Here is a 15,332-nt window from a genome sequence, read left to right as displayed (position 1 = left end):
CAGGAAGCTGGCAGCTCTGCGACAGGATAGCAAGACGAGCGCCAGCCGGCCGCTTCCGCGAGCGGCTTGACAACGCGCAAGCGCCGGTGCCTCAGGAGGCCGGTTGCGGGCCGAGCGGCAGCACGCGATCGAGCAGCACCTGCAACTGCTCCAGCGCCACCGGCTTGGTGAGGTGGGCGAAAAAGCCCGCGTCGTAGCTGGTCTCGCGGTCGCTTTCCTGGCCGTAGCCGGTGACCGCGATCAGCGTCGGCTGCTGCAGGACCTCGCTCCTGACACGCTTCGCCACCTCGAGACCGCTCAGGCCCGGCAGCCCGATGTCGAGCAGCACCACGTCGGGCGAGCGTGCCTTGATCGCCGCCAGCCCGGCGATGCCGTCATAGGCGACGCTCGCGTCGTAGCCGAGGGTTTCGAGCAGGAGCTGCATGGTCTCGGCCGCATCGCGGTTGTCGTCGACGACGAGAATGCGGCGGCTCCGCGCGTCGTCTTCCTGGCGCTGATCCGCGCTCGCGGGTGGGGCCGCGACCGGGAACTGCACGAGGAATTCCGCGCCCTCGCCCTTCTTGCCGCTGCTGAAGGCGCTCACGGTGCCGCCCTGCAGGGCGACGAGCTGCTGCACGAGGCTCAGGCCCAGGCCGAGCCCGCCCTGGCTGCGCGCGGCGTCCTGTTCGCCCTGCGCGAAGAGGTCGAAGATGCGCTTCTGGTCCTGGATCGGAATCCCCGGGCCGTCGTCGCGCACCGTGATCTCGGCCCGCATGCCCTCGATCGCGAGCCGCAGGTCGATGTGGCCTTCGTGCGGAGTGAACTTCGAGGCGTTGTTCAGCAGGTTCGAGATGATCTGCACGATGCGCGCCTGGTCGCCGATGATCCACGGATCCGCGCCGGCCTCGACGCGCAGGCTCTGCGACTTGGCGCTGCAAGCCGGCTGGACCGACTCCACCGCCAGGTTCACCGCATCGCGCAGCCGCACCGGCTTGGCCTCCAGGTGGATCTTGCCGCTGGTGATGCGGCTCACGTCGAGCAGGTCGTCCACCAGCCGGGTGAGCTGCCGCAGCTGGCGCACGACGGTGTCGCGCACCCTCTCGACGATCTGCACGTCCGACGATCCGCGCGCGAGCAGCGCCATCGCGTTCGAGATCGGCGCCAGCGGGTTGCGCAGCTCGTGCCCGAGCATCGCGAGGAAGGTCGCGACGCGGCGGCCTTCGTCTTCGAGGCTGCTGACGCGGCGGCGCTCGGTGAGGTCGCGCGTGACTTTCGCGAAGCCGCGGTGGCGCCCCGAGGCGTCGTAGAGCGCGGTGATCACCACGCTGGCCCAGAAGCGGCTGCCGTCCTTGCGCACGCGCCAGCCCTCGTCCTCCATGCGCCCGTCGCGCAGCGCGAGCCGAAGTTCCTGCTCGGGCCAGCCCCGCGCCGCGACTTCCGGCGGATAGAAGACCGAGAAGTGCTTGCCGATGATTTCCGGGGCCTCGTAGCCCTTGGTCTTCTGCGCGCCGAGGTTCCAGCTCACGATGTGGCCAGAGGGGTCGAGCATGAAGATCGCGTAGTCCTGCACCCCCTCGACCAGGAGGCGGAAGCGCTCCTCGCTGGCCCTGAGCAGGTCGTCCTGGCGGCGGCGCTCGCTCAGGTCGCGCGTGATCTTGGAGAAGCCGCGCAGCGCGCCACGCGCGTCCACCACCTTGGTGATGACGATGCTGGCCCAGAAGCGGGTGCCGTCCTTGCGCAGCCGCCATCCCTCGTCCTCGAAGCGGCCGCTGGCCAGGGCCTGTTCCAGCTCGTGCTCGGGCCACTTGCGGGCCAGCAGCTCGGGCGGATAGAAGATGCTGAAGTGCCGGCCCAGCACCTCGTCGCGCTCGTAGCCCGCAAGCAGGCGCGCACCCTCGTTCCAGGTCTGGACGAAGCCCTTGGGGTCGAGCAGGAAGATCGCATAGTCGCTGACCGCCTCGACCATCAGGCGAAAGTCGGAGTCGCTGATCTGCATCGCGTGGCGGGGCCGTGGCGGTGTGACGTTGGGATCTTTCATTGGGCGTCCGCAATCCGGCGGCATTTTGCAGCCCTCGGCCGACAGCCGGCGTCGGCGGACGCCGCGTTTCGCCGCCGCCCGACAACGAAGCAAACCGGATATCGACAGTCGGAATCCTTCGTGGGCGCCGCGCGGCCGGAGGGAAACAATCGCCGGCCCGATTCATCCTCACGTTTTCCCCTATGACGCAGAAACCTTCCCTGCCGCGCCGGCGCTTTCTCCAGGGCGCGGCGGCCATCGCCCTTCCCTTTTCCGCCGCCGGCGCGTGGAGCCAGGGCGCCGCGCGCGAATTGCGCATCGGCAACCAGAAGGGCTACCTGAGCCTGCTCAAGGGCCGCGGCACCCTCGAAAAACGGCTCGCGCCGCTGGGCGTGGCGGTCAAGTGGACCGAGTTCACCGCCGGGCCGGTGCAGCTCGAGGCGCTGAACGTGGGCTCGATCGACTTCGGCGACGTCGGCGAGGCGCCGCCGATCTTCGCGCAGGCGGCCGGTGCGCCGCTGGCGTACGTGGCGGCGACGGTGCCGCGTCCGGGGTCCGAAGGCGTGCTGGTGCCCAAGGGGTCGGCGATCAGGACGGTCGCGGACCTCAAGGGCAGGAAGGTGGCGCTCAACAAGGGCAGCAACGTCCACTACTTCCTCGTGAAGCTGCTGCAGAAGCACGGCCTCAAGTACGCCGACGTCAACGTGGTCTTCCTGCCGCCCGCCGATGCGCGCGCCGCCTTCGAGAAGGGCTCGGTCGACGCCTGGTTGATCTGGGACCCCTTCTTCGCCTCGGCCCAGAAGACGCTCGATGCCGCGCTGCTGGCCGACGCCACGGGCGTGGTCGGCAACCGCGCCTATTACTTTTCCTCGCTCGACTACGCCGCGAAGAACGCCGACGTCATCAGGATCGTGATCGAAGAGCTCGACAAGGTCGACCAGTGGGGCCAGGCCCACAGGGACGAACTGGCCGGCGAGCTGGCGCAGCTGTGGGGCATTCCGAAGCCGGTGGTCGAGGTGGTGGTGGGGCGCTCGGCCTTCGGCACCGGGCCGATCACCCGGGCCATCCTCGGCGAGCAGCAGCAGATCGCCGACACCTTCTTCGAGCTCAAGCTGATCCCGAAGCGGATCAATCTGCTGGAGGCCGCCGCCCCGGGTCTCGCCTGAAGGCGCAGGCCGCCGCACAATCGGCGGACGATGCGCGCCATGGTGCTTCATGCCCCCGGCCAGCCGTTGCGGCTGGAACAGCGCCCGGTCACGGAACCCGCGGCCGGCGAGGTGCGCCTCTGCGTGCTGGCCTGCGCCGTGTGCCGCACCGACCTGCACGTGGTGGACGGCGACCTGCCGCAGCACCAGCTCCCGATCGTCCCGGGCCACGAGATCGTGGGCGAAGTCGAGGCCGTCGGCGCGGGCGTTCAAGGGCACCGGATCGGCGACCGCGTCGGCGTGCCCTGGCTCGGCCACACCTGCGGGCATTGCGCGTTCTGCCTGGCCGGGCGCGAGAACCTCTGCGACACGCCGCGCTTCACCGGCTACGACCGCGACGGCGGCTTCGCGAGCCATGTGATCGCCGAAGCCGAGTTCTGCCTGCCGCTTCGCGATTCCGCGCAGGAGCCGGCGCGCATCGCGCCGCTGATGTGTGCGGGCTTGATCGGCTGGCGCAGCCTGAAGGCGGCCGGCGACGGCGCGCGGCGGCTCGGCCTCTACGGCTTCGGCGCGGCGGCGCACCTGATCGCGCAGGTGGCGGTGGCCCAGGGGCGCGAGGTCTACGCCTTCACGCGGGCGGGCGACGCCGTGAGCCAGTCCTTCGCGCGTTCGCTCGGCGCGGTGTGGGCCGGCGCATCGGAGGAGATGCCGCCCGGGCGGCTCGACGCGGCGATCATCTTCGCGCCCGCCGGCGCGCTGGTGCCGCTCGCGCTGCAGGCGGTGCGCAAGGGCGGCCGCGTGGTCTGCGGCGGCATCCACATGAGCGACATCCCGGCCTTCCCCTACCGGCTGCTCTGGGAAGAGCGCGAGCTGGTCTCGGTCGCGAACCTCACGCGCGCCGATGCGCACGAGTTCCTCGATGTGGTCCGCGTGCATCCGCCGCAGGTCCACGTCACGACCTATGCGCTGGAGCAGGCCAACGAGGCGATGGCGGATCTGCGCGCGGGCCGGATCGAGGGCGCCGCGGTGCTGATTCCCTGACGCCCGCACACCGTGACGCAAAAGAGACGGCCTAGTCCCTTGTGCGGATAGACAGCGCTGACGCGCTCTGGTGAACTCGCACACCGCCGCAATCTCGCGGCCGCCCAGCGAACGCGCAGCGAATGAAGCAACAAGAACAAGCGGCCACGGCCTGGCTCTCGGCCGACCTGGCCGAACTGGCGAGCGATCTCCGGCTCGACCAGCCGGCGGACCCGAGGAGCGAACCCCACTTCGACGTCCTGATCGTCGGCAGCGGCTATGGCGGCGCGATGGCGCTCAATGAGCTTGCGGGCTGGGGCGTCGAAGGCAGGCCGCTGCGCATCGCGATGCTCGAACGCGGACTGGAATACCTGCCGGGCTCCTTCCCCTCGGCCATGGCGGACCTGGCCGGGCATGTGCGCTTCAGCCGCACGGGCCATGCCTCGGTGATGGGACGCACCTGGGGGCTCTTCGACCTGCGGCTCGGGTCTGACGTCAATGTGGTGCTCGCCAACGGGCTGGGCGGCGGCTCGCTGATCAACGCGGGTGTGATGGCCGCGCCGCTGCCCGGGGTGTTCGCGGACCGGCGCTGGCCCGCGGGCATCCGCAAGGATCACGGTCTCATGGACGCGCTCGCGGAAGTGCGCCAGCAGTTGCAGGCCTCGTCGAGCGGCAAGTTCGCGAGCCGCGCCGGGCTGATGGATGCGCTCGGCGGCAAGCCGGCGTGCCCGCTCGACGTCACCGTCGCGGCCGAGGACGACGAGGCCCGTGGCATCGAGGCCTGCAACGGCTGCCGCGATTGCGCCACCGGCTGCAACGTCGGCGCCAAGCTCTCGGTCGACGTGACGATGATCGCGCAGGCCTGCGCCCGCCATGCCGCGCCGGTGCGCATCGTGACCGGGGCCACGGTCACCACCTTCGAGAAGCTCGCCGAGTACGACTGGAAGGTGTTCGTCACCCACACCGACACGGAACTGCGGCGGCACATCAAGGCGCCCTACGAGGTCCGCGCGCGCCATCTGGTGCTCGCGGCCGGCACGCTCGGCTCGACCGAACTGCTGATGCGCGCCCGCGCCCGCAAGCTCCCGGTGTCGGCGGTGCTCGGCGAGCGCTTCTCGGCCAACGGCGACAACCTGAGCACGATCCTGCGCGAGCCCGAACTCGCGCCTTCGCTGGGCGACCAGCGCGGCCCGACGATCACGCGCATGATCGACCGCCGGCACGAAGACCCGCCGTGCGTGATCCAGGACCTCGCGATCCCCGGCCCGTTGCGGCGGCTGCTCGAGGAGACCGCGACCACGGTCGCCACCATCCAGTCGCTGACCGCCCCCGACCGGCGGCGCTACAGCGGCGACGCGGACGAGCCGGACGTCGCGGGCATCGATCCGGAATTGATCGACAACAGCCTGGTGGTCGCGGTGATCGGCCACGACGGCGCGAACGGCCGCTTGCGCCTGCCGGGCGATGGCCGCGATGGCAGCGACGGCGAGGAAGGCACGCTCGGCGTCGACTGGCCCGGGGTGCGCAGCGACACCAGCTTCGACAAGCACCAGCAGGCGCTCGAGTCGCTGGTCGCGAAGAACGGCGGTGGCGCGCGCGTGTTGCCCAATCCGATCTGGCGCCCGTTGCCGGGCATGCTCGAGCGCCTCTACGGCCTTGCGCGCGGGCCGGTGCTCACGGTGCATCCGCTGGGCGGCTGCCCGATGGGCGACCACGCGGCCGTGGGCGTGGTCGACGAGTTCGGCCGCGTGTTCGACGGCGATTCGAAGCGCGTACACGGCGGGCTCGTGGTGCTCGATGGCGCGATCGTGCCGACCTCGCTCGGCATCAATCCTTCGCTCACCATCGCGATGCTCGCGCGGCGCGCGATGCGGCACCTGCGGCGCGCGTGGCGGTTCGGCGAGCTGGACCCGGCCGCGCATCCGCCCGACCCGCCGCCCGAATGGCAGCCGCTGCGCCCGATGTCCCGCCAGGTGGCGCCGCAGCCGCGGCAATCGACCTTCATCGAGATGACCGAGCAGATGAAGAGCCGCGTGACGATCGAATTCGAAGGCAAGGCGGTCGCGCTGGACCTGGAGCTGAGGCTCTGGTTCGAGCCGCAGGCCGTCTCCTCGCTGATCGCCTCGCAGTCCCCGCGCCAGATGACCGTCGACGCCTCGCGCAGCCATGTGCGGCTCTTGAAGCCGGCCGAGCCCTGGCCGTCGCCGCTCGAACTCGGCACGCGGACCCGCCCACCGACGTCGAGACGGGAGTTGCTGCTGGAGGCACCCTTGAGCGGCGCGCTGACGCTGATGCGGCATCGGCCGTCCGGCCGGGCGGGACGCACGGTCCGCGGCCTCTCCGCATGGGTGCGCAATCGGGGGCTGCGCGATGCGGTGCAGGGTCTGTTCGACAGGGTCCGGCGGCGAGGTCCGAAGCCTGCGCCGCCCTGGAGCGAGCTGGTCAAGTCCGCGCTCTATCTCGCATCGCGCGCGGCGGGCGTGCGGCTGCTCGAATACGAGCTGCAGATCCTCGCGCCGACGGTGCTGGATCGCCGGCTCGGAGATGAGGCGGATTGGCAGGGCCGGCCGATCCGCGCGGCCAAGCGGCTCACCTACGAACGGGCCGCGAACCCGGTCAACCAGTGGCTCTACGCCGAACTGACCGAATTCCCGAACCGCGATCCGGCCGACCAGCGCAAGCCGCTCGCGGTCGACCTGCCCTATTTCGGCCGCGTCAACGTGCCGCTGGTGCGCATCGCCTCGCAGCCCGATCATGCGAGCGCGCTGATCGACATGGCCTCGCTGCTCCTGTACCTCGCGCGGGTGATGCTGCCGCTCCACGCGTGGTCACTGCGGCTGCCCGACCGGCCCCGGCCGCGCGTGGCACAGCGCCTGCCCGGCGCGATCCCGCACGTGCCGGCGCCGCAGGTCGTCGAGCTCACGGTGGACGTGATGCAGGGCGGCAGGCCGGTGCGGATGCGCCTGACGCGCTATGGCCCCGGCAAGGACAAGCGGCTCGATCCCGTGATGCTGATCCACGGCTACAGCGCCAGCGGCACCACCTTCGCGCACCGGCTGCTGCCCGAGGGCGGGTTGGCGGGCCACCTGTACGGCAAGGGCCACGACGTGTGGGTGCTCGACCTGCGCAGCAGCGCCGGCATGCCGACCGCGCGCGAGCCCTGGTTCTTCGAGCAGATGGGCTGCCAGGACATCCCGCTCGCCATCGACCACATCTGCCGCCACACCGGCGCGAAGAAGGTGGACGTGGTCGCGCATTGCATGGGCGTGGCGATGCTGTCGCTCGGCCTCTTCGGCACGCACATCGAGCGCGGCGCCGACCGCTTTCCCGAACTGCGGGCCCTGCTTGCCGATCGCCTGGGCCGGCTGGTGATCTCGCAGGTGGGGCCGGCGCTGGTGATGTCGCCGGCCAACATGGCGCGCGCCTACCTCATGCAATGGCTGCGCGAGTTCATCGGGATGGGCGCCTTCGAGTTCACGCCCGAGAAGCCCGGCTCGGCCGACGACATGTTCGACCGGCTGCTCGCGGCCGTGCCCTATCCGCGCGAGGACTTCTTCCGCGAGAACCCCCTCTGGCCGCCGGGAAAGCGCACGCCGTGGGTCGCTGCGCGGCACCGCATGGATGCGCTCTACGGCGTGACCTTCAAGCTCGACGGCATGTCGGATGCGGTGCTCGAAGCGATCGACGACTTCTTCGGCCCGATGAACCTGCAGACCGTCGCGCAAGTGATCGCCTTCGCGCGCTACGGCGTGGTGACGGACCGCTGCGGCAACGGCGCGGGCATGGTGCCGAATCACATCAGGCAGGTCTGGAACAAGGACCCTGCGCACCGCATCCTGTCGCTGCACAGCAGCGACAACGGGCTGCTCGACATCGCCACCCGGCAGCGCGTGGTCGACCTGCTGAACGATGCGCACTGCCGCGGCAGCTCGGTCGAGTTCCGCGACATGGGGCACCAGGACAGCCTGGTCGGCATCAACGCGCGCCTGGCCTATCGCGAGATCAGCGCCTTCCTTCGCGCGAACATCGAGAACCCGGACCATGACCCAGAACCCGAAACCGCTGCCGTCGGCGTCGCAACTGCATAAGGCGCTGCCGCCGAGGTCCTTCGCGGCGCCGCCGGAGATGGTGGCCGGCGCGCTGCTCGCCTGCCGCGTGACCTTCGACCAGCGCAACGGCGTGCCGCACAAGGCGGTGCTGGTGCCGGTCGAGGACTTCGAAGGCCGCTGGAAGATCCGCCAGGGCGGGCGGCTGGTCGACCTGCCGGCGCTTCGGCGCATCGATGCCGCGCCGGTGGCGGTCGAACTCTGCGCCGACCGGCAGGCCGTGACCGTGACGCTGCCATGGCCCGGCAACGCGCGCCGCGCGCTGCTGCTCCTGCTGCATCCGCAGGTGGCGATCGGCGGCGACGTGGAATACGACGAGATCGCCGGCCACCGCGAGCCGGTGTCGCTCGAAAGCGGCATCGTGACGCGGCGCGTCGACCAGGCGCTCGCGCCCGGGCGCGGTGCGAGCTTTGCGCTGGGCAGCTGCCAGTACCCGGCCGGCATGCTCGACGCCACCGTGCGGGTGCGCACCCGCGCGCTGGAGGACCGCTACATCGGCCCGGCCGAACGTTCGCTGTGGCGGCTCGGCGCGCGGCTGGAGAACGACCCGTCGATCCGCTTCACCGTGCTGACCGGCGACCAGGTCTACGTCGATCGCACCGCGGGCCTGTTCGATCCGAGCAAGCTGCTGGAGCGGCTGTCGTTCGCCTACGAATCCTTCCTGCTCAATGCCGGCCTGCAGCGCGTGCTGCGCGTGGCCGGGGCCGAGATCTTCCCGATGCTCGACGACCACGAGGTGGCGGACAACTGGGAGCCGCGCCCGCGCGGCTATGGCCACGACGAGCTCCAGGACGAGATGGCGCAGGGCCGCCGCCTGTATGTGATGCGCCAGCGCAGCATGTGGCCGCCGGCGGTGCGCGGCACGGTGAGCGACAAGCGCCTCTGGCTCGCCACGGAACTGCACGGCCACGCGTTCTTCTTCACCGACACCCGCTCCAAGCGGCAGGGCCGCACCATCGGCAACCTCGCCTACGCGTCGATCCTGCGCAAGCCCCAGTCCGCCGAGCTGCACAAGTGGATCCGCACGCAGGGGCCGGACTCGCCGCCGGCCTTCGTCGTCTCGGCGTCGATCGTGCTGCCGCGCTATCTCTCGATGCGCGGTCGCCCCGGGAGCCGGAACCCGCTCGGCCTCGCGCTGCAGACGGACTCCTGGGCCGGCTATCCGGGTTCGCTGCACAAGCTGCTGGCCCGGCTGTACGACGCCAACGCGCAGCGCGTGGTCTTCCTCTCGGGCGACGAGCACCTGTCGTGCATCGCGACCATCACCATCGAATGCATGTTCGAGGGGCGCAAGGTGGTCGTGTACTCGGTCCACAGCTCGGCGCTCTATGCGCCCTATGCCTTCGCGAATTCAGCGATCGAAGACTTCGCGGCCGACGAGACTTTCGAATTCATCGACGAGCAGCAGCACGCCGGCCTCTGCCGCAAGTTCAGGTGCCATGTGAAGACCTTCTTTCCGGACAGCGGGGACGGCTTTGCGATCCTGCGGCCGTATCGGTCGGCACAGGGGGCGTGGCACCTCGACGTGGAGTTCGATGGCGCGCGGCGCAAGGTGATGCGGACACTGGATCTGGCTTAGATGGCAGCCTCGACGCTGATGGATCTGGCGGGGGCAATGCGCTGCGTCACGTCAAGCACGGGACCAGACCCGGCCGCTGAATGCCAGTCCAGATCGTCTATTCTTTTCGCCGACCTTCATTCCCTCTCTCCGGACTCACGAGATGAATTGGCAGCGAAACAGAATCTTCCGTCAGGTGCGCGCGCGACCACGCCTCTATATTTCAACTGGCATCGCGATCCTTGTCGGCATCTTTTTGCCGGTCGATGTGGCAAGTCACGGCGTGACACGGTGGCTGATTGCCTGGAACGCCGGCACCTGCCTCTACGTTGCACTTGCTGCGATCATGATGGCTCGGTCGTCGCAGCATCGCATGCGCCATCGCGCGCAGATCCAGGACGAGGGCCAGCTGGTGATCCTGCTGCTTGTCGTCGTGTCCGCCATTGCGAGCCTCGCAGCGATCGCCGGCGAGTTGGCGGTGGTCAAGGACATGCATGGCTCGCTGAGGATTGCCCACATCGCGCTTTCCGGCGTCACGGTTCTTTCATCCTGGGCGTTCATCCAGGTGATGTTCGCGCTCCACTATGCGCACGACTACTACGCAGCGGCATGTCATGGCCGGCCCGTGGGACTGGCGTTTCCGAATGACGATCAGCCGGACTACGGGGACTTCTTCCACTTTGCGGCCATCATCGGTACATCCGGGCAAACGGCTGATGTGTCGTTTGTCTCGAAGCCCATGCGCCGCATCGGCTCGGTCCACTGCATCCTGTCCTACCTCTTCAACACGACCGTGCTGGCACTGCTGATCAACATTGGAGCGAGTCTCTTCTGACGGCGGGTCCTGGCGTATTCGAGATGCGCAGGTCGTGCGCGGCACTCACGGGTGCAGCTTCAAGTGCCTCATGGCCGCCGCAAACTGCACGCCGCCCGCCCGCCTGATCGCCTGGTTCACGCAGGTTCGCGGCGACCCGAGATCCGTTTGCACCATGTTCTCGATGCATTCCAGGAGCACGCCGCGCTCGAGCATGCCCGCATAAGGCTCATCGACGAGGCCCAGCCCCGCGGTCAGCGCTCCATCCGCGAGTCGATACAGCAGCACGATCCAGTGGTGGTTCTCCAGCAACGGGCATTCGTGCCGGCTCGCGGCGTCGAAGTCCGGCGACGCGGCGATCGCCCGCAGGGCCGCGGCGAACGCGATGAGCGTCTCCGGTGATGCCGTCGGATCGCCGGTCGCACTCGCAGCGGCAATCGCCTCCGCAGCGCGGGCACGCTGACTGTTCGCGGCCGCTTCGCCCGCGCCGTATTCCTGGCGGAGCCGGGCCAACTGCTCCGGCTCAATCGCGGCACTCGCAAGCCACATGTTGCTCGTGTCCACCAGGTAGACGAATGCATCGGCGGAGCGCGGCGCGCGGGTCACATTGAGGTCGAGGCCCCAGTTTGGACTGGCCTCGTTGAGGTTCGCGACAACACCTTTCCAGAACGCGGCTTCCGGCGCGGCGGTACATGCGCATCTGCGCAGCAGCGCATCAAGTTTGGGCGACGTCAACTTTCGACTCCATTCCGAGGCTGTCGTCGCAATGGTACGTACGCGGGAGCAGCAACGCCAGCTCCGCCAGCGGCAAGCGGACGGTTTTCATCGCAGCAGGCGGCGCGCATCCGAATCCGCAGGCGGCCCTCCGGCGTCCGGCTTCGAGGGATAGAGGTTCACGTCGACGACTCCTCGCATTGCACGTGGCCACGGCGAAACGGAGTGAGAGTCAGACTGCGTATTTCAGGCCATCAGGCGCTCAAAAGAAGTCGGATCCGACTGAAAGTCGCTTGAAAGCGGCAGCGCCACAACGCCTCCTGGACTGCCGATCAAGGCGCGGTCGCTTTGCTCCAGGACGAATCTGGGTTGAAGACCTTCATTTCCCCCGCGATCGTTGCGCTTTGCGGCCCCAGGTCCTTCTGATAGAGCACACCATCGTGGCTGATCATGAAGCTGGTCACGCCCGTATCCTCATAGCGGATGGGCCACGCAATCAACGCGAAACCAGCACGCAGGCGGTTGCCGATGATGTAGTCGTAAGCACCGCCCGGCGCGTCCTTTCCTTGGGCCGTCAGAATCTTGTAGTGGTAGCCGTAGTAGCCCTCGCCGGGCTTCACGGAACTGAAGCGCGGCCCGAGCGGGCTTTCGCCTTGAGCATCCGCCGGCCAGTACAGGCCGTCGCGTCGGCCCGGCGTACTGGCGAGCCTTTGCGCGTAGGAGAGGACGCCGTCACCGTCCCGGTCGCGTTGAGCGTATTCCTTCTGCGCGTCGAAGTAGGCCAGCACCGCCTGCATGGCGGACAGTTCATTGCGTCCGATGCGACGCGTGCGCATCTCGTCCGCTCCCGCGCGTGGGTCGAAACGCCAGCTTCCGCCTTTCAGTACGAGCGGGATCGGCAGGGTCCATCCGCCTTCTCCCACGGTCAGCGCTGCCTTGTCCTGTCCAATCGACTCCACCGCGTGCTTCTTGTCCCAGGCGGCGAGAAAGGTCTGCAATTCACTCTGGCCGATGTCGTCGCTGGGGACAAAGCGCCTCCAGTCGGGCCCGAGCACTTTCTCGAGCGCCTTTACGTCGTTGCTCGCGATGGCATCGTGAAAGGCTTCGGTGGCCGCTTCGGCGCTGCGATACGGCTGCTGAGCACTGGCCGCTACCGGGCCCAGTAGCGCGCCAATCAAGACAAGTGCGGCCGCGGAGGGGGTGCGCGAACGGCAGGTGGGATTGCGCATGATCTGTCCTTTCTGCTTCACGCCTATCGGCGTCCGCCACCGCGTCCACCCCTGGAAAAACCGCCCCCGCCACGCCCGCCACCGCTATAGCCCCCGCCTCCGAAGCCGCCGCGCCCCCCCGACTGGCGCTGCATGGACTGGCGGCTGCCACTACCGCGGTCAATCTGCTGGCGCGCCTGGCCGGCATCGCCGACACCGCGGAAGGCACTGTCACCGCCAGCACCGCCGAATCCGCCTCTGTCACCCCTCCCAGCGGCGGCCTCGGCGCGCTGGCGTGCGCCGGGGTCGTTGCGCAACTGCTCGCGTCCTGCACCTGGATCCATGCCCCGTTGCTGCAGGTTGTTCTGTGCCTGCTGCCGCTGCGCGTCCCGGCCTCGAAAGTCGCCGCGGTTTTCCGCGCCGGGCAGGTTCTTGCCGAACTGCTGCTGGCTGCGGCTGTCGCGATAGGGCACGCCGCGCCGGTTCTGCGCGTTGTGCTGGAAGCGGTTCTGGTTGGCGGCGATCTGGCGGTTGGAATTGATGCTGTTGTAGCGGTTCGTGTTGATGTTGATGTCGCCACCGCCCCAATTGGCATTGCCCCAGAGTGCCGCCGTGGCCGCCACCCCGACGCCGAAGGCAAGCGCCGCCCCCGCGTAATAGCCTGGGTAGTAGCCCGGGTAGTACATCGCCGGTGGATACCAGTAGTAAGGCGGGTAGGCGGGGTATGGCCAGGTGCCGTACACCACCGCCGGGTTGTAGGTGGGCACGTAGACCGTTTGCGGGTTCGTGGGCTCGATCTTGATGACCGTCTGCTGCGTCTGCGGCTCTTGCTCCACGGTCACCGTCTGCTGCTCGGTGGTCTTGAGGCTGCCGGCCTGCTGGGCCTTGCTGCGCAGGCGTTGCGCGGAGTCGAGCACGTCCTTGGATGAGGCGAGGAACGCATCGCCAAGGTTCTGCACCCAGTCGGGCTTATCGCCCATGGCCTGAATCACCTGGGGAAAGGCCACCAGCGATTTCACGCTTGGGTCCCAAGGTTGATTCTCAACGACGCGCACCGCAGCGTCGCCAGATTGCTGGGGATTGGCCTTCGACCACTTCGCAGCATCAGCCACATCGGCCGGATACGTCGAGGCCATCAATACCTGCGACAGCAGGGAGTCTGGATATAGCGCAATGGGCGCCGTCAACTGGTCGATCTGGGCCTGGCTGAAGGTGCCGTCTGGTGCGGGCGTCGTGGGTACTGGCGCAGATGCGCCGGCCGGACGGGGCGTGCTGGTCGTCGTTGTCGTCGTTGTCACGACCGTCGCGGGTTGTTGAACGGCCACCGGCACCGGGTATGCGCATCCAGCGATAAATACTGACAGCGCCAGCGCGCAGGGTAGCGGCGCCGAGGGTGGAACAAGAGAGAAGTTCATGCGTCTCATGATCGGCAATCAATGCACGAGATACTTTCGGGTAGTCCGGGCCAGCATGCCCCCATTGTTGACAGCCCATGTGGAATTGAACATTGCCCCTTTGGGCAACGCCGCGCGCACGAGCGGTCCAGAGGGTTTACGAGAGGCGCCCCGGTCCGCTGACGAGAAGATGATGTTCGCGGTCGGCCTGAGGCTGTGCCGACGGCCGCGAAGTAGCGTATTTTCGCCGCCCGTTCAGTACTTGATCTCGCGCTTTGCCTGCCGTCCCTCTTGCTTCGCGTGGCGCTTGTCCTGGCGACATTGGGCGTTGCTCTTCTGGTTTTCCGCCCTGCAGTCGATCTTGGTCGAGTGTGCCTCCTGCTTGGCAGCCTGATTCACCGCTCGACCTTGCTGGCGTTGTTGCGCCTGCTCCGTGGCGAACGCGGTCCCCGTGGCAAGGAAGAGGCCGACTGCGGCGACCCCTGCTGAAATGGCGGCGAGCCGATATGCGATTCCGAACTTGATCACTTGCGCACTCCTCAAGGCAAATACAAATATCGATCGCCGAGCGGCCGTTGAACAAGCTACCGCAACCCTGTCGCGTCAACCACCAGGCGCTTGCGTTCGACACGATAGTCTTTGATCATCCAGGATGCAATCGCTCCATCGGAGGTACTCAAGCGAGGCCGCGATGGATGCTGCCCATGCTTGTTGCCCGGAGGCCAAAGATGCGCACGACAACGGTGGAGGATGCAGCGGCCCTTGTTCCCGACGGCGCGACCGTGATGGTCGGGGGCTTCATGGGCGTCGGTTCACCGGACCGGCTGATTGATGAACTGGTGCGCCAGGGCCGACACGACCTGACGGTGATCGCGAACGACTCCGCCTCGCCAGGCGTCGGCATCGGCAAGCTGGTTAGCGCCAAGGCAGTGCGCAGGTTGATTGCCAGCCACATCGGCCTCAACCCCGAAACCCAGCAGAAGATGCTCTCCGGCGAGATGCAGGTGGACCTGGTGCCGCAGGGCACGCTGATCGAGCGTATCCGCGCGGGCGGTCACGGACTCGGAGGCGTGCTCACTCCTACGGGCATAGGAACCGTCGTCGAAGCAGGCAAGCAGAAGATCGAGGTCGACGGCCGTCCCTATCTCGTGGAGACGGCCCTGCATGCGGACTTCGCACTGGTGCAAGCCTTCATGTCCGACTACCTGGGTAACCTGGTCTATGCGCTGACCGCGCGAAACTTCAACCCGGTGATCGCGATGGCGGGCAAGACGGTGATTGCCGAGGTCGAACAGATCGTGCCGGTGGGCATGTTGTCGCCGGATCATGTGGTCACGCCCGCCGTGCTTGTCGACTACCTGGTCGGAAGGGGCTGAT

The 15,332-nt window shown here is 68.2% G+C and carries 11 protein-coding genes; 6 read left to right on the top strand and 5 right to left on the bottom strand.

Translation table 11 applies throughout. The features are described from left to right. Positions 1 to 91: 91 nt before the first annotated feature. Positions 92 to 2,017, bottom strand: coding sequence for a PAS domain-containing hybrid sensor histidine kinase/response regulator (locus VAR608DRAFT_RS10650; protein ID WP_197700505.1), 1,926 nt, complete (start codon positions 2,015 to 2,017; stop codon positions 92 to 94). Between the two features lie 182 nt (positions 2,018 to 2,199). Between VAR608DRAFT_RS10650 and VAR608DRAFT_RS10645 the strand changes: the two genes are divergently transcribed. The 5 genes from VAR608DRAFT_RS10645 (at position 2,200) to VAR608DRAFT_RS10625 (ending at position 10,660) form a co-directional block, all read left to right on the top strand. Continuing rightward, the gene (locus VAR608DRAFT_RS10645) at positions 2,200 to 3,162 is read left to right on the top strand and encodes a sulfonate ABC transporter substrate-binding protein (protein WP_088954045.1); all 963 of its coding nucleotides are present in this window, start codon (positions 2,200 to 2,202) and stop codon (positions 3,160 to 3,162) included. Between the two features lie 30 nt (positions 3,163 to 3,192). Next, the gene (locus tag VAR608DRAFT_RS10640; protein ID WP_088954044.1) at positions 3,193 to 4,182 is read left to right on the top strand and encodes a zinc-dependent alcohol dehydrogenase family protein; all 990 of its coding nucleotides are present in this window, start codon (positions 3,193 to 3,195) and stop codon (positions 4,180 to 4,182) included. A 122-nt stretch (positions 4,183 to 4,304) separates the two neighbouring features. Further along, positions 4,305 to 8,249, top strand: coding sequence for a GMC oxidoreductase (locus VAR608DRAFT_RS10635; RefSeq protein WP_088954043.1), 3,945 nt, complete (start codon positions 4,305 to 4,307; stop codon positions 8,247 to 8,249). Then, positions 8,203 to 9,846, top strand: a complete 1,644-nt coding sequence (locus VAR608DRAFT_RS10630) for an alkaline phosphatase D family protein (RefSeq protein ID WP_157730807.1) — start codon at positions 8,203 to 8,205, stop codon at positions 9,844 to 9,846. Before VAR608DRAFT_RS10635 ends, VAR608DRAFT_RS10630 begins: the two co-directional genes overlap by 47 nt. A gap of 262 nt (positions 9,847 to 10,108) precedes the next feature. Next, entirely contained in the window at positions 10,109 to 10,660 is a 552-nt protein-coding gene (locus VAR608DRAFT_RS10625; RefSeq protein ID WP_231973424.1) for a DUF1345 domain-containing protein, read from the top strand. 45 nt (positions 10,661 to 10,705) lie between these two features. Here the strand turns inward: VAR608DRAFT_RS10625 and VAR608DRAFT_RS10620 are convergent, their stop codons facing one another. The 4 genes from VAR608DRAFT_RS10620 to VAR608DRAFT_RS10605 form a co-directional block, all read right to left on the bottom strand. Further along, positions 10,706 to 11,374: a hypothetical protein gene (locus VAR608DRAFT_RS10620; RefSeq protein WP_088954040.1), complete on the bottom strand. Its 669-nt coding sequence runs from the start codon at positions 11,372 to 11,374 to the stop codon at positions 10,706 to 10,708. Positions 11,375 to 11,685: 311 nt separating this feature from the next. Continuing rightward, on the bottom strand, positions 11,686 to 12,582 hold the full coding sequence (locus VAR608DRAFT_RS10615) for a DUF2950 domain-containing protein (protein WP_088958719.1): 897 nt from the start codon (positions 12,580 to 12,582) through the stop codon (positions 11,686 to 11,688). A 23-nt stretch (positions 12,583 to 12,605) separates the two neighbouring features. Beyond that, on the bottom strand, positions 12,606 to 13,985 hold the full coding sequence (locus VAR608DRAFT_RS10610) for a DUF3300 domain-containing protein (RefSeq protein WP_231973423.1): 1,380 nt from the start codon (positions 13,983 to 13,985) through the stop codon (positions 12,606 to 12,608). Positions 13,986 to 14,210: 225 nt separating this feature from the next. Then, on the bottom strand, positions 14,211 to 14,480 hold the full coding sequence (locus tag VAR608DRAFT_RS10605; RefSeq protein WP_443082946.1) for a hypothetical protein: 270 nt from the start codon (positions 14,478 to 14,480) through the stop codon (positions 14,211 to 14,213). Positions 14,481 to 14,683: 203 nt separating this feature from the next. Here VAR608DRAFT_RS10605 and VAR608DRAFT_RS10600 point away from each other — a divergent pair, with 203 nt between their 5' ends. Further along, a complete protein-coding gene (locus VAR608DRAFT_RS10600) occupies positions 14,684 to 15,331 on the top strand; it encodes a CoA transferase subunit A (protein ID WP_088954038.1) in 648 nt (215 codons plus the stop codon). The last annotated feature ends 1 nt before the right edge of the window (position 15,332 follow it).

The sequence above is a fragment of the Variovorax sp. HW608 genome (genome assembly GCF_900090195.1).
GTDB lineage: Bacteria > Pseudomonadota > Gammaproteobacteria > Burkholderiales > Burkholderiaceae_C > Variovorax.
This window is presented reverse-complemented; position numbering and strand designations above follow the sequence as displayed.

Excerpts from the sequence above, each read along its gene's own strand:
- VAR608DRAFT_RS10650 (WP_197700505.1), bottom strand. The coding sequence starts at position 2,017 with ATGAAAGATCCCAACGTCACACCGCCACGGCCCCGCCACGCGATGCAG.
- VAR608DRAFT_RS10645 (WP_088954045.1), top strand. The coding sequence starts at position 2,200 with ATGACGCAGAAACCTTCCCTGCCGCGCCGGCGCTTTCTCCAGGGCGCG.
- VAR608DRAFT_RS10600 (WP_088954038.1), top strand. The coding sequence starts at position 14,684 with ATGCGCACGACAACGGTGGAGGATGCAGCGGCCCTTGTTCCCGACGGC.
- VAR608DRAFT_RS10630 (WP_157730807.1), top strand. The coding sequence starts at position 8,203 with ATGACCCAGAACCCGAAACCGCTGCCGTCGGCGTCGCAACTGCATAAG.
- VAR608DRAFT_RS10640 (WP_088954044.1), top strand. The coding sequence starts at position 3,193 with ATGCGCGCCATGGTGCTTCATGCCCCCGGCCAGCCGTTGCGGCTGGAA.
- VAR608DRAFT_RS10635 (WP_088954043.1), top strand. The coding sequence starts at position 4,305 with ATGAAGCAACAAGAACAAGCGGCCACGGCCTGGCTCTCGGCCGACCTG.
- VAR608DRAFT_RS10610 (WP_231973423.1), bottom strand. The coding sequence starts at position 13,985 with ATGAGACGCATGAACTTCTCTCTTGTTCCACCCTCGGCGCCGCTACCC.
- VAR608DRAFT_RS10615 (WP_088958719.1), bottom strand. The coding sequence starts at position 12,582 with ATGCGCAATCCCACCTGCCGTTCGCGCACCCCCTCCGCGGCCGCACTT.